Annotated in this window: 21 protein-coding genes; 11 read left to right on the forward strand and 10 right to left on the reverse strand. The window is 47.3% G+C overall.

The window, feature by feature from the left end; translation table 11 throughout:
* The first annotated feature begins 6 nt into the window (after positions 1-6).
* The 3 genes from Q8L79_RS18990 (at position 7) to Q8L79_RS19000 (ending at position 1,005) form a co-directional block, all read left to right on the forward strand.
* Positions 7-447, forward strand: a complete 441-nt coding sequence (locus tag Q8L79_RS18990; protein WP_305274265.1) for a VOC family protein — start codon at positions 7-9, stop codon at positions 445-447.
* 98 nt (positions 448-545) lie between these two features.
* Positions 546-686 carry a hypothetical protein gene (locus Q8L79_RS18995; protein WP_305274266.1) on the forward strand — a complete coding sequence of 47 codons (141 nt, stop codon included), beginning with the start codon at positions 546-548 and terminating at the stop codon, positions 684-686.
* Between the two features lie 115 nt (positions 687-801).
* Positions 802-1,005, forward strand: coding sequence for a hypothetical protein (locus Q8L79_RS19000; protein ID WP_305274267.1), 204 nt, complete (start codon positions 802-804; stop codon positions 1,003-1,005).
* A 93-nt stretch (positions 1,006-1,098) separates the two neighbouring features.
* Here the strand turns inward: Q8L79_RS19000 and Q8L79_RS19005 are convergent, their stop codons facing one another.
* From Q8L79_RS19005 to Q8L79_RS19020, 4 genes are all read right to left on the reverse strand, one after another.
* Positions 1,099-1,566, reverse strand: coding sequence for a hypothetical protein (locus tag Q8L79_RS19005; protein WP_305274268.1), 468 nt, complete (start codon positions 1,564-1,566; stop codon positions 1,099-1,101).
* Positions 1,563-1,943 carry a helix-turn-helix domain-containing protein gene (locus tag Q8L79_RS19010; RefSeq protein ID WP_305274269.1) on the reverse strand — a complete coding sequence of 127 codons (381 nt, stop codon included), beginning with the start codon at positions 1,941-1,943 and terminating at the stop codon, positions 1,563-1,565. Before Q8L79_RS19010 ends, Q8L79_RS19005 begins: the two co-directional genes overlap by 4 nt.
* A 4-nt stretch (positions 1,944-1,947) precedes the next feature.
* The gene (locus Q8L79_RS19015) at positions 1,948-2,316 is read right to left on the reverse strand and encodes a hypothetical protein (RefSeq protein WP_305274270.1); all 369 of its coding nucleotides are present in this window, start codon (positions 2,314-2,316) and stop codon (positions 1,948-1,950) included.
* Positions 2,317-2,423: 107 nt separating this feature from the next.
* Positions 2,424-3,605 (reverse strand): pyridoxal phosphate-dependent aminotransferase, encoded by a 1,182-nt coding sequence (locus Q8L79_RS19020; RefSeq protein WP_305274271.1) that lies wholly within the window; start codon positions 3,603-3,605, stop codon positions 2,424-2,426.
* A gap of 283 nt (positions 3,606-3,888) precedes the next feature.
* Between Q8L79_RS19020 and uvrB the strand changes: the two genes are divergently transcribed.
* Together uvrB and Q8L79_RS19030 are read left to right on the forward strand one after the other, a co-directional pair.
* Positions 3,889-5,901 carry an excinuclease ABC subunit UvrB gene (gene uvrB, locus Q8L79_RS19025; RefSeq protein ID WP_305274272.1) on the forward strand — a complete coding sequence of 671 codons (2,013 nt, stop codon included), beginning with the start codon at positions 3,889-3,891 and terminating at the stop codon, positions 5,899-5,901.
* Between the two features lie 341 nt (positions 5,902-6,242).
* On the forward strand, positions 6,243-6,527 hold the full coding sequence (locus Q8L79_RS19030; RefSeq protein WP_305274273.1) for a hypothetical protein: 285 nt from the start codon (positions 6,243-6,245) through the stop codon (positions 6,525-6,527).
* Positions 6,528-6,782: 255 nt separating this feature from the next.
* Here the strand turns inward: Q8L79_RS19030 and clpB are convergent, their stop codons facing one another.
* From clpB to phoB, 4 genes are all read right to left on the reverse strand, one after another.
* Complete coding sequence (gene clpB / locus Q8L79_RS19035; RefSeq protein WP_305274274.1) at positions 6,783-9,359, reverse strand: ATP-dependent chaperone ClpB; 2,577 nt, start codon at positions 9,357-9,359, stop codon at positions 6,783-6,785.
* A gap of 226 nt (positions 9,360-9,585) precedes the next feature.
* Complete coding sequence (locus tag Q8L79_RS19040; RefSeq protein ID WP_305274275.1) at positions 9,586-10,842, reverse strand: patatin-like phospholipase family protein; 1,257 nt, start codon at positions 10,840-10,842, stop codon at positions 9,586-9,588.
* A 276-nt stretch (positions 10,843-11,118) separates the two neighbouring features.
* Complete coding sequence (gene phoR / locus Q8L79_RS19045) at positions 11,119-12,399, reverse strand: phosphate regulon sensor histidine kinase PhoR (protein ID WP_305274276.1); 1,281 nt, start codon at positions 12,397-12,399, stop codon at positions 11,119-11,121.
* A 5-nt stretch (positions 12,400-12,404) separates the two neighbouring features.
* The gene (gene phoB, locus Q8L79_RS19050) at positions 12,405-13,127 is read right to left on the reverse strand and encodes a phosphate regulon transcriptional regulator PhoB (RefSeq protein ID WP_305274277.1); all 723 of its coding nucleotides are present in this window, start codon (positions 13,125-13,127) and stop codon (positions 12,405-12,407) included.
* A 244-nt stretch (positions 13,128-13,371) separates the two neighbouring features.
* Here phoB and Q8L79_RS19055 point away from each other — a divergent pair, with 244 nt between their 5' ends.
* The 6 genes from Q8L79_RS19055 (at position 13,372) to Q8L79_RS19080 (ending at position 20,150) form a co-directional block, all read left to right on the forward strand.
* The gene (locus Q8L79_RS19055) at positions 13,372-14,418 is read left to right on the forward strand and encodes a phosphate/phosphite/phosphonate ABC transporter substrate-binding protein (RefSeq protein ID WP_305274278.1); all 1,047 of its coding nucleotides are present in this window, start codon (positions 13,372-13,374) and stop codon (positions 14,416-14,418) included.
* A gap of 20 nt (positions 14,419-14,438) precedes the next feature.
* Entirely contained in the window at positions 14,439-17,480 is a 3,042-nt protein-coding gene (locus Q8L79_RS19060) for an EAL domain-containing protein (RefSeq protein WP_305274279.1), read from the forward strand.
* Between the two features lie 97 nt (positions 17,481-17,577).
* Positions 17,578-18,675 (forward strand): hypothetical protein, encoded by a 1,098-nt coding sequence (locus Q8L79_RS19065; RefSeq protein ID WP_305274280.1) that lies wholly within the window; start codon positions 17,578-17,580, stop codon positions 18,673-18,675.
* A 233-nt stretch (positions 18,676-18,908) separates the two neighbouring features.
* A complete protein-coding gene (locus Q8L79_RS19070) occupies positions 18,909-19,256 on the forward strand; it encodes a hypothetical protein (protein ID WP_305274281.1) in 348 nt (115 codons plus the stop codon).
* A 159-nt stretch (positions 19,257-19,415) separates the two neighbouring features.
* Complete coding sequence (gene mscL, locus Q8L79_RS19075) at positions 19,416-19,820, forward strand: large-conductance mechanosensitive channel protein MscL (protein ID WP_305274282.1); 405 nt, start codon at positions 19,416-19,418, stop codon at positions 19,818-19,820.
* 72 nt (positions 19,821-19,892) lie between these two features.
* A complete protein-coding gene (locus tag Q8L79_RS19080; protein ID WP_305274283.1) occupies positions 19,893-20,150 on the forward strand; it encodes a hypothetical protein in 258 nt (85 codons plus the stop codon).
* Positions 20,151-20,511: 361 nt separating this feature from the next.
* Here the strand turns inward: Q8L79_RS19080 and hypB are convergent, their stop codons facing one another.
* Together hypB and hypA are read right to left on the reverse strand one after the other, a co-directional pair.
* The gene (hypB, locus tag Q8L79_RS19085) at positions 20,512-21,294 is read right to left on the reverse strand and encodes a hydrogenase nickel incorporation protein HypB (RefSeq protein WP_305274284.1); all 783 of its coding nucleotides are present in this window, start codon (positions 21,292-21,294) and stop codon (positions 20,512-20,514) included.
* A gap of 125 nt (positions 21,295-21,419) precedes the next feature.
* Positions 21,420-21,761: a hydrogenase maturation nickel metallochaperone HypA gene (gene hypA / locus Q8L79_RS19090; protein WP_305274285.1), complete on the reverse strand. Its 342-nt coding sequence runs from the start codon at positions 21,759-21,761 to the stop codon at positions 21,420-21,422.
* Between the last annotated feature and the right edge of the window lie 5 nt (positions 21,762-21,766).

A 21,766-nucleotide genomic window follows, 5' to 3' on the forward strand; every position in this document is an offset into this window, starting at 1 on the left:
AACACTATGCGTTATTTACATACCATGGTTCGGGTTCATGACCTGAATGAATCGCTCGATTTTTATTGCAACAAACTGGGCCTGATCGAACACAACAGAATAGACAGCGAAGAAGGCCGTTATACGCTGGTCTATCTGTATGCGCCGGAGGATACCTATCAGGCTGACAAAATGCATGCACCGTTGCTGGAGCTGACTTATAACTGGGATACCGAAGATTACCAGGGCGGTCGCAACTTCGGCCATCTGGCTTTTGAAGTCGATAATATTTATGAAACCTGCCAGAAATTGATGGATGCCGGGGTAGTCATTAATCGCCCGCCGCGTGACGGAAATATGGCGTTTATACGTTCACCGGATCAGATTTCTATCGAGCTTTTACAAAAAGATGCGCCGCTGCTACCTTCGGAGAAATGGCTGGCTATGGAGAATACGGGGACTTGGTAAGAGCCTAAGCGACTCATGGCCTTTGTCATGAGTCCACCGAAGAACGTGCATTAGAATTATATCTGTCCGCAGATCACGAAAAGAAGAGGTAGCCTTATATGAAAGCTAATGAATTTGACAAGGATTTTGATAAGGGTGATGACATTCAAAATGCATTGGACTTATATAAAGCCAAGAGAAATCCTTGGAAGAAGCCAAGCATAACAGCCAAACTTTCCGCCAAAAAAAGTCAATTTTGAATATGTTGAAAGCGATAGCGCCGTAAGTATTGTTAATGTAGAAAATGAAAAAAACGTTACGCGCAAATTGCGCGCTCTCAAATGAGCAAGGCTAATCAATGTGGAATGAATCACCATGAAAACAGTAAAAATAAGCATTGCTCCAGAAAATCCGGCATCGCTACCTGAAGGTAGAGTGGATTTCAACCGTTTGGATGCCACTAGCGAGCAGGATATTGCCGCTCAGCAACACATCGATAAAACCAATGCCATGTTAGACGCCGCTAAGGTTGTAATGGAACACTGCGACAGTCAAATACGAAATACGCAGCCATATTGAAGCATGGAAATGTTGGACATAAACAGCATGCCCAACAAGACTGTAAAAACGAAAAATTAGTGAGTTAAGGTTATATCGTTTCTACGTTACCCGTTATAAAGGCAAGCGATACAAAGGAATTGCAAATGACGGTAAGCCTAAACGTTTTGCTGTTGATGACGCATATTCTCGCCAATAAGGCCATACGTTAAAACCCACATTGTAATTTGCAAACTCAGTAATTGCTTCATCAGGCAATTCTTCAACCATTGCATAACAAGCAGAAAATGTTGCAATTACTTCAACGACAGTGCTGCTTTCTTTTTCGTCATCAGGCAATCCTTTCGGTAAGGCTCTAAAGCCTGCTACATAGCGAAAAACAATTAAATTCATGTGTTCATGGTCAACACTTTCTCTAGAGATTGTTCTTGAATCTTTAATGAAATGTTTGAATTGAATTTCAATCGGCGTTACTTCTGCTAAAGGACAAAAATCATCTTTAGTTTTTATTTCCCCAGAATGAAGAAATATATCCTGTATGACTAACCCTTTGTGTGCTTGTTGAACTAACTCCTTATTCATGCCGCTTCTGCTTTTTGCCAATCTGGATAATCTTCTGCAATAGGCTCGGCTTTACTCACAATTTGATAACACGAAGGAAGCAAAACCACAGTTGAGTTTTCCCACTGACAAGAATCAGTGCCATAATCGACAGCTTTTTTCTTGGGCGTAAATTTAATAGACACTTCCACATCCAGCGCAAATGCAATGTCTGACAATGATCTAAGCGTCATATTCCTAGAACCTCCAAGCATCTGGGTAACAAACGATTTTGATTTATTTAGCAATCTTGCCAATCTTACCTTAGAGATATTTTCATCTTCCATTGCGACAAGAATATCTTCAGTAACGTTCATGATAAGGCTTTCACGCGCATAGACCCTTTCTTCGTTGTTCATCATATTATTCCTCTATTTTTCTCCAGTTATTGCATACCTTGTCAATATCTGACTTTTTCAATTTATCGAAATCTTTATAGATGTAATGACTTATGTAATAGGTATTTGATATATTTTTAGACAACCAAATATACGCCCTTATGGGTATTTTTTTTAATGCTCTAAAGTGGGATTTATCTGGTAACTCCCCTTCCTGGGGAAAATTCTCATTAGACATCCTGCCACCATCGCCTAGCCTCTTTATGATTGCCGTCATTTGAGCCTTATATTGAATGCGCCTGTTTTTGGGATGCTTAGCTATTGCATGATTAAAACTTTCCACAGCGCCTTCACAATGGATAATGTGAAATTTACTTCCTTTGTAATTTTGCATAAACAAGATCATCCTGCAGTTAATTTATATATTAACCTTTATTTGTGAGAGATGAAATAGCGTAGTTATAAAAGGTGGAGAAAAAAGCTGCCCCACCCAACAAAAAATTAAATCGCTTTCTTAATCCGCTCCATAGCGTTTTGCAGATTCGCCATACTGGTGGCTATCGAAATTCTGATATGCCCCGGCGTGCCGAATGCGGAACCCGGAACCAACGCAACACCCGCTTCCTCGATCAAATATTCGGAAAAATCAAGATCGTCATTGATGTTATCCAGTCTGGCAATCAGCTTTTCCACGTTAGGGAACACATAAAAGGTGCCGTCGGTTTCAAGGCATTCAACGCCGTCAATGCTGTTCAGTTCGGCAACGACATAATCATGGCGCTTTTTAAATTCAACGCACATATCGTCAATAAAGCTTTGGTCGCCGGTTAACGCGGCTTCGGCGGCATGTTGCGAAATTGACGTCGGGTTGGAGGTGCTTTGTGACTGGATGGTAGTCATCGCCTCGATCAAATCCGCAGGACCTGCGGCATAACCGATACGCCAGCCGGTCATCGAATAGGCTTTGGATACGCCGTTCATAACTACCGTGCGGTCATAAAACTCAGGATGCGCATTTAAAATATTAACAAACGTGCCTTTGTTCCAAAGTATGTGCTCGTACATATCATCGGTGGCGATGATGACATTCGGGAAATCCTTGAGCACGTCGCCCAAGGCTTTAAGCTCTTCCAGGTTATATGCGACACCGGACGGGTTGGACGGGCTGTTGATAAAGATTAACCGGGTTTTATCGGTGATGGCGGAGCGCAATTGTTCCGGCGATATTTTAAAGTTTTGCGCCTGCGTGGTTTCGATAATAACCGGCACGCCGTCGGCCAATAACACCATGTCAGGATAGGAAACCCAGAATGGCGCGGGAATGATAACTTCATCACCCGCGTTAAGCAGGGCTTGAGTCAGGTTAAACGAGCTTTGCTTGCCGCCACAGGAAACCAAAACCTGGTTAGCTTGGTAGTCAAGGCCGTTATCGTTCTTGTATTTTGCGATAATGGCTTTTTTTAAGCTGGGTATGCCGTCAACTGCGGTGTACTTGGTGTGACCATTTTCAATAGCCTTAACCGCCGCAGCCTTGATATGATCCGGGGTGTCAAAATCCGGCTCACCGGCGCCAAGGCCGATAATGTCTTTGCCCGCAGCACGCATTTGAGCAGCTCTGGCGGTAATCGCCAAAGTCGGTGATGGTTTAACTGCCTGGACTCTGTTAGAAAGTTTGATGCTCATGTTTCCCCGTGTAAAATCAATGTCAAAGGTGAAGCGGATTATACCCTATGTATAATGGCTTACTAACAATCCGGCGTTAAAAGTTTTTTATTCACCACGAAGATACGAAGGACACGAAGTTTTATTTCTTCGTGTCCTTCGTATCTTCGTGGTGATAATCTTTTAAGTTTTTTTAACCCATTTTTTGTGAATTACCTCGGTTTCACGCCTCGCTGCGGTAATACAGCCAGTGACGCTCCGGCATGGGAACAATTAAAGTAGTTATGTTCATTGAGAAATCCAAGTGAAAAAGAAGTTTAAACTCCACAGCCGTTTTCAGCCAGCAGGTGATCAGCCTACCGCGATACAAGCATTGGTCGAGGGCTTGAGTGACGGTGAAGTGCATCAGACCTTGCTGGGCGTGACCGGTTCCGGCAAAACCTTCACCATCGCCAATGTAATAAATCAGGTGCAGCGCCCGGCGATGATTATGGCGCCTAATAAAACCCTGGCCGCGCAACTCTACGGCGAGATGAAGGAGTTTTTTCCGGAAAATAGCGTCGAGTATTTTGTTTCGTATTACGACTATTACCAGCCCGAAGCTTACGTTCCGGCCTCCGATACCTTCATCGATAAAGATGCGGCGATCAACGAGCATATCGAACAGATGCGCTTATCGGCGACCAAGGCGTTAATCGAACGGGACGATACCATAGTCGTCGCCACGGTTTCGGCGATTTACGGTTTGGGCGAGCCGGAATCGTACTTCAAAATGGTATTGCATTTGGTCAAAGGCGACATGATTAACCAGCGCGACATCCTGCGGCGGCTGGCGGAAATGCAATATACCCGCAACGACATCGACCTGCGCCGTGCGACCTACCGGGTGCGCGGCGAGGTGATCGATGTGTTCCCGGCCGAGTCGGACAGCGAGGCATTAAGGATAGAGTTGTTCGATGACGAAGTGGAACGCTTGTCGTTATTCGATCCGCTGACCGGCGAGATCATCCGGCGACTGGCGCGTTATACGATTTATCCGAAAAGCCATTATGTGACGCCGCGAGAACAGTTGTTGGAGGCGGTTGAAGCAATCAAGGTGGAACTCAAAGAGCGCCTGGAACAATTGCGCTCATTGGATAAACTGGTTGAAGCGCAACGGCTGGAACAGCGGACGCTGTTCGATATTGAGATGATTCTGGAAGTCGGCTATTGCTCCGGCATCGAAAACTATTCCCGCTACCTGTCCGGCAGAAGCGCCGGCGAATCGCCGCCGACGATGTTCGATTACTTGCGCGACAATGCGCTGGTGATTATCGACGAAAGCCACGTCGCCGTGCCGCAGATCGGCGCTATGTACAAGGGCGACCGGTCGCGCAAGGAAACGCTGGTCGAATACGGCTTCAGGTTGCCTTCCGCGCTGGATAACCGCCCGTTGATGTTCGATGAGTTTGAGTTGAAAGCGCCGCAACGGATTTATGTGTCGGCAACGCCGGGGCCCTACGAACGGGAGCATTCAGGCGTGTTTGCCGAACAGGTGGTCAGGCCGACCGGCTTGCTCGATCCGGTCGTCGAAGTGCGCCCGGCAACCACGCAAATTGATGATTTGTTATCGGAAATCAACAAACGCGTTGTCGTAAAAGAGCGGGTGCTGGTGACTACGTTAACCAAACGGATGTCGGAAGACTTGACCGAATATTTGATGGAGCACGGAGTGCGGGTGCGATATCTGCATTCCGATATCGACACCGTGGAACGCGTCGAGATCATCCGCGATTTACGGCTGGGGCAGTTCGATGTACTGGTCGGCATCAACCTGTTGCGCGAAGGCCTGGATATACCGGAAGTGTCCTTGGTTGCGATACTGGATGCCGACAAGGAAGGCTTCCTGCGTTCAGTCGTGTCGCTGGTGCAAACCATCGGCCGTGCGGCGAGAAACGTCAACGGCAAAGCGATTTTGTACGGCGATAAAATCACAAAATCAATGCAGCAGGCGATCGATGAAACCGACCGTCGCCGTGAGAAGCAGCACCAGTTTAATATCGAGCATCATATCGAACCGAAGACCATTTTTAAATCGGTAACCGATATTCTACAGGTATCGATACCCGGTGCAGGCATGACCAGCGCCAATAAGCTGTTGAGCAAAGTGGCGGAATTTCCGGCCGACTATAAGGCGACCATGACGCCCAAGCAGGCGGGCAAGAAACTGAAACAACTGGAAGACGAGATGTACCAGCATGCGAAAAATCTCGAATTCGAGCAGGCGGCTAAGATCAGGGATGAGATTAAGATATTGCAGGGGTTGATGTTGGTGTAGGTGTTTTGCCCACCTTGCCTGACTATAAATTTGCAGCTAAGCGGGGCGGGGTTTGTAACCCCGCTCCTAACGTTTCCGCAATACCTAAGCAAAGTGGTTACACTTAATCAACGCAAAACGTTTCGGACGGGGCAACATGCCCCGTCCGGCTTGGGAGAATACGCGCGTAAGCATTAACTTACTGAATATAAAGTGTTTTCATGCTTTTTATCTTGACTCAGACCGCCTGATGCTTTATTTTTCATCCACCTAAAATACGTTGGGCATCATGAGGGCTTCCTTAAGATCACTACTGACGGTTTATGGTTCTATTTAGTGAAAACAGCAAAGGAGAGAAAAATATGAGTGATTTAGCCTGTCCTCACTGCCGAGGAACAGTTCCACGGGGTGCATCAGTTTGCCGTGGTTGCCAAGCAGAAGTTGAGTATGGCGCGCCCACCTTCGCAATCCTTTTTGTGGCGATAGTAAGCGCGGTTTTGGGGGTCAAAACATCGGGGGCTGTCCCTGAAAGTTTGTCATTCTTATCTTGGGTTGTTGGAGTAGGTTGTTTCGTCGCTGGAAGCTTGTTGCTTAGAAAGATATTTAAAGATAGGGTTAATTTTAAACGCATCTATCGCACAAAATAGTTGGTCTGGCAAACAGTTCGTTGCCTGACATTTTAGCGCTACGGTAGGTTTTTTATTTCAGGGCAAAGGGTTTTCATTGTCTTAAAAATCATTTAAACCGGTTTAAATTCCCGAGCGGGGCGGGGTTTGCAACCCCGCTCCTAACGTTTTCGCAGTGTCTAAGCGAAATGGTTACCGTTAATTAACTCAAAACGTTTCGGACGGGGCAACATGCCCCGTCCGGCTTAGAATGAATTGAGTTATCTAACCTACGCCTCAACCCTTCGAAAACCGCAACGTTTCATGGTCAACATCGACTTTTATGGTGTCCCCGGCAACGAAGTCGCCTGCCAGTATCTGCTGAGCCAGCGGGTTTTCAAGCTGTTGCTGAATAGCCCGTTTCATCGGCCTTGCGCCGTAAACAGGATCGAATCCCGCCTCGCCTAACAAATCCAGCGCTTGTTCTGAAATTTCAAAGCCGATTTCGCGATCCTGCAAACGTTTACGCAAGTATTCGATTTGAATTCCGGAAATAGCGCGGATTTGCCCGCGACCCAAGGAATGAAACACCACTGCTTCATCAATCCGGTTGATGAATTCGGGGCGAAACTTAGTGCTGACTTGGTCCATCACTGCCGTTTTCATCACCGAATAAAGCGCCTCGCCCGACAGCGATTGAATAATATCCGAACCCAGGTTGGAGGTCATTACGATGATGGTATTCCTGAAATCAACCGTTCTGCCCTGCCCGTCGGTCAAGCGGCCATCGTCCAGCACCTGCAACAGGATATTGAACACATCGGGATGGGCTTTCTCAATTTCATCCATCAATATGACCGAATACGGCTTACGCCTTACCAACTCTGTTAGATAACCGCCTTCTTCATAACCGACGTAGCCCGGAGGCGCACCGATCAGCCGCGCCACCGAATGCTTTTCCATAAACTCGGACATATCGATGCGCACCATCGCATCGGGCGTATCGAACATAAACTCGGCCAGCGCCTTGCACAGCTCGGTTTTACCGACGCCGGTCGGCCCCAAAAACAGGAATGAACCATTCGGACGATTAGGATCGGATAACCCGGCTCTGGAACGGCGGATCGCATTACTGACCGCTTTCAGCGCCTCTTCCTGACCGACCACCCGCTTGCTGAGCTGCTCTTCCATGCGCAACAGTTTGTCGCGTTCGCCTTCCATCATTTTAGATACAGGAATACCGGTCCATTTCGACACCACTTCGGCGATTTCTTCTTCGGTGACTTTGTTGCGCAATAAGGTCATTTTCTGTGCTTCAGCCGGCACGTCTGAATGCAATTGCTTTTCCAGCGCGGGAATAATACCGTATTGCAACTCGGACATCTTCGCCAGATCACCGGCGCGGCTGGCGGCGTCCAGTTCGGTTCTGGCCTGCTCCAGTTTTTCTTTAATCGATGCCGAACCCTGTAACGAGGCTTTTTCCGCCTTCCAGATTTCTTCCAGATCGGAATATTCTTTTTCCAGATCGTCGATTTCCTCTTCCAGGATTTCCAGACGTTTTTTAGACGCGGCATCGGCTTCCTTTTTAAGCGCGACCTGCTCGATTTTTAACTGAATCAAACGCCGGTACAGCTTGTCCATTTCCTCCGGTTTGGAATCGATTTCCATGCGGATACGGCTGGCCGCTTCATCAATCAGGTCGATGGCCTTATCCGGCAACTGCCGGTCGGAGATGTAGCGATAGGACAGATTGGCCGCCGCAATGATGGCCGGGTCGGTAATATCAACGCCATGATGCACCTCGTATTTTTCTTTCAGGCCGCGCAAAATCGCCACCGTATCTTCAACGGACGGCTCGTCAACCAATACCTTTTGAAAACGGCGTTCCAGGGCCGCATCTTTTTCGACATATTTGCGGTATTCATCCAGCGTCGTTGCGCCCACGCAATGTAGTTCGCCGCGCGCCAGAGCCGGTTTCAGCATATTGCCCGCATCCATTGCGCCTTCGGCCTTGCCCGCGCCGACCATGGTGTGCAGCTCGTCGATAAACAAAATCACCTGCCCTTCCTGTTTGGCAAGATCGTTTAAAACCGCTTTCAGACGCTCTTCGAATTCGCCGCGAAACTTGGCTCCGGCAATCAGCGCCGCCATATCCAGCGCCAACACCTGTTTGCCCTTGATGCCTTCCGGCACTTCGCCGTTGACGATGCGCTGCGCCAAGCCTTCAACAATCGCAGTCTTGCCGACCCCCGGCTCGCCGATCAACACCGGGTTGTTTTTGGTGCGCCGCTGTAAAACCTGAATCGTCCGGCGTATCTCGTCATCCCGTCCGATCACAGGGTCCAGTTTGCCTTGTTCGGCTCGCTCGGTCAGGTTGATGGTGTATTTTTTCAAGGCCTGGCGCTGATCTTCGGCATTGGGATCATCCACCGCCTGACCGCCGCGCATCGTATCGATGGCTTTTTCCACCGCTTGTTTAGTGATCCCGGCTTTTTTAAGCAAGTCCTGAAGCAGCCCTTTTTCTTCAAAAGCCGCCAACAAGAACAGTTCGCTGGAGATGAATTTGTCATTGCGCTTTTGCGCCAGTTTGTCGGTTAAATTCAGCAAGCGCGATAATTCATTGGAAATCTGCACGTCGCCGCCGGAACCGCTAACCGTTGCCAGGCGATCCAGCTCCCTAATCAGCTCGGTGCGCAGCAACTGCGTGTTGATGCCCATCTGGGCCAGCATCGGCCTGATGCTGCCGCCCTGCTGATCCAGCAAGGCCAACAGCACATGGGTCGGCTCGATGAATTGATGGTCTTTGCCCAAGGCCATACTCTGTGCATCCGCCAATGCCGTTTGAAACATGCTGGTTAATTTGTCCATCCGCATAATATTCGCCTCATATAAGAGTTTTTAAGTTAGTGCTAACATGGGGGATAGCCCGACTGTTTTCAAGCAAGTTAGTCTGGCAAGAGAAATAACAAGACGTATAAAAGTGGTCTTCTTTATTATTCAAGCGATGTAGATGGGTACGCGCTACTGCATCAATTTGGTGACTTTACCGCCCGCCGTAAATCCTCATTCCTCAGGAGGACAATCCATTGCCTCTGATTAATCAAAGTATATCGGTAATTTTTTGCCGATTATTGTCGCTATGAGGAGGTGCGCTTGTATCGTAACTTCGCCACTGTGCTACAGCCTTGGAATACTTGTTGTGGCCTATCTCACACGCCAGAGTTTTACCATTCATGCGTACGGGTTGATTGTTGGCAACGCCAGCCAGCCAATGATGCGTCAGTTTTTTGATCAAATTCACGTCGTATTGATCAACGGCATCCAAGCCTAATTCGCTGAGACGTATAAACTCATTAACACTAAATCCAGGAAGATCCCATGGAAACGGAGCTCCGGCAGCAGCCTTGATTGGCTGTACCAAGGGATTCATGCGAACTACCGGACCGTCTGTAACCGGGTCAGCGGTTAAGGGCAAGCTTCCTCCCAGCACCACATGCGCCGTAAAAGAAGCGGCATCCGGCGGATCACTGATAATGGCGCCTGCGAGCAGGTTAATATCGTTTATCAAACATGGTTTTTCGGGCATCTTATATAAGCCGAAACTGTTGTTTCCTTCAGTTCCTAGCGGTAAAAAAACATTGCCGGTGCCGATGCTCAGCGCTCGAATATTTTTAGGCTTTGGATTCTTCGCCAATACCTCCACTAAGCCAGCCATTACCGGGTTGTTGTAGCCGCCGACAGCCCCATCCCAAAAACGGACTTTGTCGGCCTCAGGTTTGTTATCATGAATTAATGCCGGATCGTCGAAATACTTAACAGGTGCAGTGGATGATGCGTGTATGGCTTGGAGGAGGGTTAAGTTCTTGAGGCCTGAACCGCCAAGGGAGGCTGTCAAGGACTTGGCATTAGAGCGGAAAAATGTAGCCCGCTCCCGATCATAATTGAACGCGCAAATTACAATTTCCGTGCTGATTTTAAACTCGCCAGCAATGTCCGAAATTTTGCAATCAATCGGGTAGCCTTCAAAAGCTTTTGTCAGCCCTGCCAATTTGGCTTTAGTACTGTATTTGCGAAAATCAAGCACATTGATCCATTTATCAACAAAAATATCGTTGCGCATGGATTCATCATTAAACCGGTCAAATATTTTTCGCGGCGACATATCCATTATTAAGCCTGCCAGAACAATGCTTCCGCCGGAGTTGGCGATAGCCAAGTCAAAGTGCTTTAGAATGTCCCGGCCTTTGGTATCCAAGCCGTAAATATCGGCCAAAGCAATAGCTTGAATCAACGCCCATGATCCGCCGCCATCAAGCGATAAAATTTTGTATATCTTAGTGTCAGTCTCATTATCCATTTTTCAGTCTCCGATTGGAGGTTAAACAGATGTCGTATCTTACCCATTGGTATAGCGGTCATACCGTTGCCCAAGATATTTTAAGCATGTTCAAAAGTAAAACATCAGGCCGCTCAAGTCAAGATAATAAATATAAAAAATATTTTATATTCAGTAGGTTAACTTACTTAGGTATTATGCGAATCCAGAATTTTTCAGAAAAATAAGCCGCCAAAAGTCTCAGGTCAAATCCTGAGCACGATAGGCGCAGGGACCCTGCAAAAAGTCATCTATGATTTAATTACAAGCCCGCTTAGCCGGAAAATGACAACTGAAACAACTGCCCTTGCCCAATTCACTGACTATATTTAACTTGGCATCATGCCGCATCAGCACATGCTTGACGATAGCCAAGCCCAGCCCGGTACCGCCCACTTTTTTAACACGCTTAACTTCAGACCGGTAAAATCGTTCGGTCACGCGGGGAATATCGGTCGCTGCAATACCTTCGCCTTGATCCTCAACATCCAGCACGATGCTGCCGTTGGACCGATACCAGCGCACTTTTACTACGGAATCATCCGGCGAATACTTAAGTGCATTGCCCAGCAGATTGGTAAAGGCACTACGCAATTCCTGCTCTTCACCAACGATATGCGCATCTGTTTCCAGGCTTAATTTGATCCGGGCAGGATCGCTGCCGTTCAAGGTCTCTGCTTCCTTACAAATCTGGATTAATAAAACGGGGATATTAACGCACTCGGTTTTCTTCTGTTGGGTTTCCAGGCGCGTCAGCAATAGCAAATCGTCGACTAGATGCTGCATACGCTCAGTCTGTCCCTGCATCTGCTGAAACGAGGTGGTCAATAAGGGCGATTCGCCGTCATCCATGTCCTGCAAGGTTTCCAGATAACCTTTTAATACTGTCAAAGGCGTTCTGAGTTCATGCGACACATTCGCCACAAAATCCTTGCGCATCCTTTCCATTTTTTTCAGCTGCGTAACGTCCTGAGCCAATAGCAGACGCAGGCCTGCGCCATAAGTGATAATCCGCACCGCCAGGGTTATGCGATGGTTAACCGGAGAGGGTAATATCACAGCCTCGTTATAATTTCCGGATTTAAGGTAGCGGATAAATTCAGGGAATCGAATAAGATTGGGAATACGTTGACCTTTATCCGATTGTTGCAAGCCGAACACTTCTCTGGCCGCTTTATTCGCCCACTCAATCTCGTCGTTGGCGCCCAAAACGACGGCTGCATCCGGTAACGCTTCGGTAGACTGACGAAACTGGTCGACCATTTTTCCCAGTTTCTTTTTGCGTTTTTTCTCGTTCTTTTTGATGCGGTAGACATGATAATAAATCTCTTCCCAAATGCCGGTCGTCTTGGGATATTTGGCTCTGCCCCCTGTTCGTATCCATTTTTCAAACCGGTTAATCTGGAATAGCTGGCGCATTAAAATGCCCAGCGTCAGCAACAGCGCCAAGGGCATAAAAAGCCCGGTCATTCCACCCACTATCGACACCGCTAAAAACAGCAGCAATGCGGTAACGAGTTCTTTTTGCCAAACGTCCATATTACTTATAGCGGCGCTGATGCAGAAGCGGTTGACGGATCCGTTACTGAAAACCGGTAGCCGAAACCGCGCACGGTTTGAACCAAATCCTCCCGTCCGTGTTCACCCAGAATTTTCCGTAACCTTCGTATATGCACGTCAACGGTACGTTCTTCGATGTATACGCTACGCCCCCAGACTTGATCCAGTAGCTGGGTGCGATTGAATACTTTATCAGGATGGGTCATAAAAAACTGCATTAAACGGAACTCGGTCGGACTCACTTCCAGTTGTTTATCACCGATGCTGAGCCGGTGCTGTTCGGTATCCAGTATCAGATCGCCCAAGGCGATTTGCGCCAGATCGTTTATTTTTCCGCTTCTGCGCAAAACTGCACGGATACGCGCCACCAGCTCTTTGGGTGAAAAAGGTTTGGTCATATAATCGTCAGCGCCGATTTCCAGACCTCTAACTTTATCCTCTTCCTCACCTCGCGCCGTCAGCAAAATAATAGGCAGTTCCCGATACATGGGATCTTTCTTTAAGCGTCTGGCCCATTCAACACCGCTGACTCCCGGTAACATCCAGTCCAGCAGAATCAGATCGGGCAAGGCCGCATCCAGGTTTTTTTGCCCGTCTTCCGCATCCGCAGCAGCAATCGACCTAAAGCCGGCCTGCTCAAGTACCATTATCAACATCTCTCTGATAGCATCTTCATCTTCAACAACGAGAATATTTAAATTAGGCATAATTAAATTAAGATAAGAGTAAACGGTACATTTTAACAAATTACATATTACCTTTTTATGACAATCAGGATTTGCTTATTGTTATATGAAGTTAAAACCACCTCACAAAAGAGGCCCAAAAAAATTCCAAAACTTATTTATTACGAGTATCATTTCGTTCATCTCACCTACGTATTAATACCTATTTTGCAGATTAACGTCGCGTAACTCGATAACCGCTACCGCAGAGCTTCAACTTTATATAATGATTGAAATTTTACGCCGATATAGTCTAATAACGCTGCTGTTGATCTTTAACTTCACTGTTTCCGCCGACGCCTCCTTGCAATCGGTAACGGACAAAGCCAAAACCACCCAAACATCGAAAGAGGGTTCTGAACACCAGGAAGCTGCCATCACGAAATGGTGGAAATTATTATTGGATTTACCGTTGCTTGCCGGCTGGAACAAGCAGTCCGATGACATTTATGAGCCCAGTTTCAGCGCTCAAAGCAAATCCAAACTACCCAAATATATAATCGGCATTCATCCTTTGCATAATCCCAAACGGCTGTTTGAAGTTTACGGTCCCATTGTCGATTTTCTTAACGCAAACATACCGGAAGCAGATCTTGTCTTGGAAGCATCGCGCAATTATGAAGAATTTGACCGGAAGCTCTACAGCGGACACTTTGACTTTGCGATGCCCAATCCTTATCAAACCGTCAACACGCTTAAGCATGGCTATCGCGTGTTCGGCAAGATGGCCGATGACGATGATTTTCGCGGTATTATTCTGGTGCGTCGCGACAGCGGCATTAACAGCGTCACCGACCTCAAGGGCAAAGCCGTATCCTACCCTGCGCCGACTGCGCTGGCAGCAACCATGATGCCCCAATATTATCTGCATACCCACGGCATTGATATTAACCGCGACATCGAAAACCGCTATGTCGGTTCGCAGGAATCCTCTATCATCAACGTGCTGCGCGGACATGTCGCGGCCGGAGCAACTTGGCCGGTGCCATGGAAAACATTCAGCAGGGAAAACCCCCAGTTAGCAGCCCAGCTCGAAGTCAAATGGAAAACAGAGCCGTTGCAAAACAACGGCTGGGTAGTGCGTAAAGACGTGCCGACGGAGATAGCAACTAAGCTTGCCGCCTTGTTGTTTAATCTTGACCGGCATGAACAAGGCCGGGAAATGTTGGCGCATATCCCGGTCACCCGCTTTGAACCGGCCAATGATGACAGCTATGGGCCGGTTCAGGCCTTTATTACGACCTTCATCAAAACAGTGCGACCTTTAGACTAAATTTAGAGTAAATGGACATAATGACAACGGATCGTAATCAAAACAAAACGCAACGGACTTTTTTTAACGGCTCCATTCGGCATCAATTGGCATGGTCATTGGGCAGTGTTGCGCTAATTATGATGATAGGACTGGCAGGCCTGTTATTCGATCAGCAACGTAGTTTTCTTTATAGCGCCGCCATGCAGCAGGGTAAGTCGCTGACTTCATCGCTAGCCGGCAGCAGCGCATCATGGGTATTAGCCAACGATATTGCCGGACTAAAAGAAGTGTTACAGGGCTTTGTCGGCTTACCCGATCTCGAACGGGCCTATATCTTATCGTTGCGCGGCGAAGTACTGAGCTCCACACGATCTGAAGAAGCCGGGCTATTCGTTACCGATGCGCAAAATCAAAAACTGTTAAGCTCCCCGCCGACAACTCAAGTACTGCTGTTCAATACCCATCAAATTGATGTTGCCGCCCCCGTGATGGCGGGACTGCGCCATGTGGGATGGGCGCGAGTGGAAATGTCCATGATCGGGGTCAATGCGAATCTTCGCTCCGTTGTGCTCACGGGCGTCAATTTTATAGTGTTTGCGGCGCTTGCAGTAGTGACTGCTGCAATACTTCTGGCACGAAGACTTACAAGAAGATTGCATCACCTGATGCGGGTAGCTGCCGAGGTCGAGAAAGGGAGCCTTAACGTGCGCGCACATATCTCAGGCAAGGATGAGGTTGGTATACTGGCGCACGGTTTCAATCAAATGCTGGACGCCCTGTCCAATTCCGAACGGCAGCGGGAACGAATCAACCACTTATATGCGGCATGGACCCAGAGCGCCGATGTTATTGTGCGCGAGTCGGACGAAGTTAAGTTGCTGAATGAGGTCTGCCGGATCATAGCCAGTCATGTCGCGTTCAAACTGGTCTGGGTGGGTATGACCGGATCAGATAACTGGGTGTATGCAGTAGCGGCCAGTCATCCCGATTCTCATCTCCTCCGGAATATCAAAGTCTCGGTGGATGAGACATTGCCGGAAGGCCGCGGACCGATGGGAACGGCAATTCGGGAAGGCGCGCCGAAAATTCTTAATAACTTACTTAATGAACCCAGTACGCTGCTCTGGCAACCTATGGCTGCTGCAGAAAACATTCAAGCATCGGCGGCATTTCCGCTCATGCGTGGCGGCCGCTGTATCGGAGCTATTGCGGTTTACTCAGCTGAACCAGACTACTTTACCCCCGATCTGATTGATCTGATGCGTGGACTGACAGACGATATTTCCTATGCGCTGGACAACTTCGACCGCGAAAAATTGCGCCTCAAGGCCGAGCATGAACTGCGCATTGCTGCTGCTGCATTCGAATCCCAGGAAGGCATCATTGTCACTGATGCCGACAACAATATCCTGCGCGTTAACAAGTCGTTTATCGAGCTAACCGGATACAGTGCCGATGAAATTATCGGCAAACCCGCCGGTATACTCAAATCCGGTCAGCAAGACAGTGAGTTTTATGCGTCCATGTGGGCGAGCATTAACCGCGATAAATACTGGCAAGGCGAAATCTGGAACAAGAGAAAAAATGGCGTCATCTACCCTGAATGGCTGTGCATAACCGCGATTACCAATCCTGAAGGGGTGATTACCAACTATGTCGGCACCTTCACCGACATTAGCCAGCGCAAAGCCGATGAAGAGCGTATCAGGGATCTGGCTTACTACGACTCCCTGACCAAACTCCCCAACCGCACGTTACTGTTCGACCGACTCAATCTGGCGCTTAACTCCAGCAATCGTAACAAGACTCACGGCGCATTAATGTTCCTCGATCTTGACAATTTCAAAACGCTTAACGATACCCTGGGCCATGATCGGGGCGATCAATTGCTGATTGAAGTGGGACGACGCTTGCAAAGTTGCGTTCGGGAAGTTGATACCGTAGCCAGACTGGGCGGTGATGAGTTTGTGATCATGCTGGAGTTTCTTGATGAACAGGAGATTGAGGCTGCCATCCAGGCTCACGCAGTTGCCGAAAAAATTCGCAGTAATCTGGCCGAATTCTATCTACTGAAAAGCAATATCGACAATATACTACAACCTTTTGTCGAACATTATTCCACCGGCAGCATTGGTTTTGTATTGTTTATGGGCCACGAAACCAGCAGCGAAGAACTGCTTAAACGCGCCGATGTAGCCATGTACCAGGCCAAACAAGCCGGACGAAATGTGATACGCGCTTTTGTTCCCGAAATGCAGGAAGCTTTAAATTTGCGGGCCTCTTTGGAAACCGATTTACGCAATGCGCTGGATCGCAACGAATTGAGTTTACATTATCAGATACAGGTAAATGCCTCAGGACAGCCGGTAGGTGCGGAGGCACTGATTCGCTGGAATCAGGCCGAGCACGGCATGATTCCTCCATCCGATTTTATTCCACTCGCAGAAGAAACCGGCCTGATTCTGCCCATCGGTCATTGGATATTAAAACAAGGCTGCGAAACTTTGGTTGACTGGGCAAAATACCCTGAAACCCACAAGCTGAAATTAGCGGTAAATATCAGCAGTCGACAACTTAGTCAGGCTGATTTTGTGGAGCAAGTGTATGCGATATTAGCGGAAACCGGCGCTAACCCCACTTTGCTCAAATTGGAAATTACCGAGTCCGTGATTCTGGATAATGTGGAAGACACTATTGCTAAAATGCATGCAGTCAGGGAGTTGGGGGTCAATTTTTCGATGGATGATTTCGGTACCGGTTATTCCTCACTGTCTTACCTGCAAAAACTACCTTTAGAACAGTTAAAAATAGACCAATCGTTCGTCAGGAATATGGCTTTTAACAACCATGACTCGGCTATCATCCGAACCATTCTGGCATTGGGAAAAAATCTTGCTCTTAACGTCATTGCCGAAGGCGTAGAAACGGAGATCCAACGCGAATATCTGGCAAGCTACGGGTGCCTGGTATTTCAGGGGTATTTATTCGGCAGGCCTGTTCCGGCGGATATATTCAAACAAAACCTGTTGGCGGGACAGATGGGAAAATTATCACTGCATAACGCCATGGATGACGTGTAGTAGAGCACCAAAAGTAGGTGTTTCAGACGACAGATCTGTCCAGGTAGAGCGTCAACCGCATAATATTATTCAATTCAGCGCAAGGAAAATCTTTGCCGTGTCGTTCAAGATCCTACTTTTTGCTTTGTTGGCGGCCATTCAACCGTGTATTTACGCAGGCGACACCAATTCCCCCTACTTGAAAGGCGGCAAAATTGACGCCTTCTACGACCGCAAGGATAACGGCGATTTTCAAGTCAACAGTATCTTATGGAGCCCGATTTTTAAAGGCGGTCACGGTATACAGGTATCTGAAACAGGCGGACAGGACATTAACTACTTCGGCGGCTTTGCGCGCGCCTTGCTGACCCGCCCCGAACTCGGCGATTTAATTCTGGGCGCACAACAAGTTCTGCAGGGAGACCGTAAACAAACCGAGATGCAAGGCGAATATCGCTTGCCGTCCGGCCTGGGTTTTGGCGGTGGATTTGTCGATAGAAACCTCAGCGATCAGGATATTAAATTCGCCAAGATTTCCTACCGGAATGAGTGGCAATCTATTAAATATATCGTATCTGCCCAATGGCAGCGTTTTCAAGAACAAGATCACTCCGGCGGCTACCTCGCCCTGTACAACAAACAATTGATGGCAAGCTGGGGCAGCGATGGCGAACAATGGCGCAGTACCTTAGGTTATGTTGCGCCCGACCAAGGGGCAAACAAACTGCGACCGGCCATCGAAATATTTTATGTTGATAACACGATCGGTCAAGTTAACGGCTCCAAAGATATGATGGTGACCGGCAGCCTGGGATTTCGAAAAGGTTTTTTGGGACATAAATCCCGGCTGGGCCGCGCCATGGGACCGACCGGCGTGGAGTTTGCCAATCCGCTAGGCTATCTGAACCCTAACTTCAATCGACGTCTTACCGCGTGGGAAGTCGGCGATTTTGTCAATTTCCGCTTTATTCACAAAACCTTGCCGAATACCGGTCGTGAAGAAACCTTGGAAACCGCCATTTATCCCGGCCAGTTGCTCGGAACCGACAGCCTGGCCAACGCCCTGTTTGTGGGTATCGGCGTACCAGCCCGAATCCGGGGCAAAATGGCGTCAGCGGCCTGTTGGGTTATCACAAGCGCATTGATAACATTGAATCCAGCTTTAGGGTGCAACACGATTTTGACCGCGATGATACCTCTATCTTTTTCAGTTTGATTCACTGGCTGTAATTTACTTTGGCAAACCGCTTTTTTATAAAAAATGGATCTTATGCAATAATAAAATTCCGTTAAGACCGTTTTTCTAGGTGTTTTAACTTATTGAAGTACAATCAAATAAATCTAAAATAACTTATATTGTTTGTCCGTCCGCCCAGGACAAGCTTTTTCCTCTGCAGAACTTGGATTTTGCACATACAATTGCCCCCCAACCCAACAAAGGTGATCCCGATGAAACATTTATATAAATCCACTGCCGTCCTATTGCTGTTATTACCCATAAGCATGACAAGTTCCGCTGCAGAACCGCAAAAAGCCGGCGAACCCATGAAGGAAATGGGCACGCATCAGCAGGGTATGGGCATGATGGGCGGCATGACTGAAGAACAAAAAACGCAACATATGCGCACTATGCAGGAACACATGTTGACGATGCATGATCTCTCAAATCAGATCTTGTCAGAGAAAGACGCCACCAAAAAAGAAGCGTTAAAAAATCAGCAATTGGAGCTCATGAAATCGCACCATGCTCAAATGATGCAACACCGCCAACAAAAGATGCAAGAACATAAGAAGTAAATATATCAGGAAGGCGAGTCCCGGAAACTATAACTTTCAAGGCCGAACAGACAGGGAACTTTAACCCGTGACGGCCCCCCATTCGTCCAGGGCTTTCTGCCTGAGGACGCAAGCAAGCCATCAGCCTTGTGAATACAACAAAAATAAAGGATAGCGGTTATGAGCATGTTGCAAGAATTTAAAGAATTCGCCGTCAAGGGCAATGCTATTGATATGGCTGTGGGCATCATTGTGGGCGCCGCTTTCGGTAAAGTTATTTCATCTCTTGTTGCCGATGTATTCATGCCGCCGATTGGCGTATTAATCGGTGGCGTAGACTTTACCAAGCTGGCATTTACCCTAAAAGAAGCAGTTGGAAACACGCCTGCAGTGACGCTTAATTATGGCAATTTTATTCAAACCCTGGTTGATTTCACCATTATTGCCTTTGTTATTTTTATGGCTGTAAAGTTCATCAATAGACTTAAGAAAAAAGAAGCTGCGGTTCCTACAGTCGCTCCAGAGCTCTCCAGAGAAGAACAGCTATTGATCGAAATTCGGGACTTGCTCAAGGAAAGGAAATAACCAGTAAATTAAAAAAGGGTTACCGTTTTCCAGTTAAGTGAATTGGGCTATTTTTTAAATAGGACTAAGATTATGAAATATTTACTTATAGCGTTACTTTTGTCAGTGTCTCCAGCAATTATGGCTGATCTTGCATACATGAATCAGCAACTGATAGAAATGAGAAATTTCCATCAACAGCAAATGCTACAACGACAACAACAACAGCAACAAGAAACGAGAAGTTATCTGCAACAACAGCAAGAGCAAGAGAGTATTCGCCAGCATCGTGAACGGCAGCCCAGGAGGGAGGCAGTGGGACTTAAAAGTGACGACACCACAGCCTATTAATTTTTATTGTTTTTCACTATAAAAAATAATTTATAGCGCTTAATAGCTTAATGTTTTAAGCGAGGCATAATCCGATCTCTAGAAACAAAAAGCTTTAAGTACCCGTTCAAAATTAACCCGGTATTTTTTCCAGCACTGGCACGAACAATACCTTAAAAAAACAGCAAGTTAATTATTATTGGCACCTAAATATTTATGAATGAGCGCTTATTATTCATTTAGAATGATTAATATCAGAAAATTAAAAAATTAGTAATACTGAAAGAGCTCTTTGGTAGGGATGCTGCACATTACAATGCTTTACCGTACTTAATTTAACTTGCTTATATGAAACGGCCATTTTTCGAACCGTTTCATATACCTAAACGTGAGATTCCAGCTTAACATGTGCAGCCAACCAGTCTGTCCAGACTGAAAAATTATCGCCTTTGGTAGATGACAGCTGAATGATTTGGATGTCGGGATTAACCTGTCTGGCATAGTTAATACATCGCTCCACATCAAAATCGACATAAGGCAGCAAGTCGGTTTTATTGATCAGCATTAAGTCCGCAGCATGAAACATATCCGGATATTTGAGCGGTTTATCGTCGCCTTCAGTCACTGATAGCACCACGACTTTATGCGCTTCGCCCAAATCGAATGACGACGGACAGACCAGGTTACCTACATTTTCTATGGCCAGCAGGCTGTTGGCTTTTATGCCCAGCTCCATGATCGCATGGCCAATGCCGTGCGCATCGAGATGACAGGCTCGGCCGGTGTTTATTTGCAACGCGGGCACACCGGTAGCCCTGATCCGATCCGCATCATGTTCGGTCTGCTGGTCGCCTTCGATGACTGCAATTGGGAAACGGTCTTTCAAGACTTTAATGGTTTCTACCAACAAGGTGGTTTTACCGGCGCCGGGGCTGGAAACCAGATTCAGCGTAAAAATATTATGCTGCTGAAAATAAGCCCTGTTTTGCTCTGCATAAGTATTATTTTTACTGAGCAAATCCTGCTCGACTTTAACCAGGCGCTCTGCTTCATGATCATGATGTTGATGACCGTGGTCATTGTCATGCTGATGAACTCGCCCGTTTACAGGCTGGAGTCTGTTGTTAATTTTGCCGGGTTGGCTGCAACCGCATATTCCGCACATAAATGGTGACCTGTAATAGTGTAGGTATTTTTATTCACCACGAAGGCACGAAGAGCACGAAGTTTTTTATCGTTTTTCCTTCGTTAACTTCGTGCCTTCGTGGTGATATATCTTAAGATTGTTGCTTAAATAACAATCAAGTCTTTAATTTTCATTTCAGCGCCCTGAATGACTTTAACAAAAGGGCTTCCGCAATGGGAGCATGGCTCATGCGAAGTTTCCATCTCGACTTGCAGACTGCATTGCTGACAAACGCCCAGCCCTGCTATATCGGAAATAATCAATTCGGCATTTTCCGCCAGTGAACCTTTCATCACTACGTCGAAACCGAACCGCAATGCCTCCGGCTCCACGCTGGAAAGTTTGCCGATTTCCAGTGTTACTTTGGTGACCTTGCTGAACTTCTGGCTCACCGCATGATTTTCCAGAATTTCCCTGACGTTTTCCAGGAGGGAGAGTTCATGCATGGCTA

It is taken from the genome of Methylobacter sp. (genome assembly GCF_030680395.1).
GTDB lineage: Bacteria > Pseudomonadota > Gammaproteobacteria > Methylococcales > Methylomonadaceae > Methylobacter_A.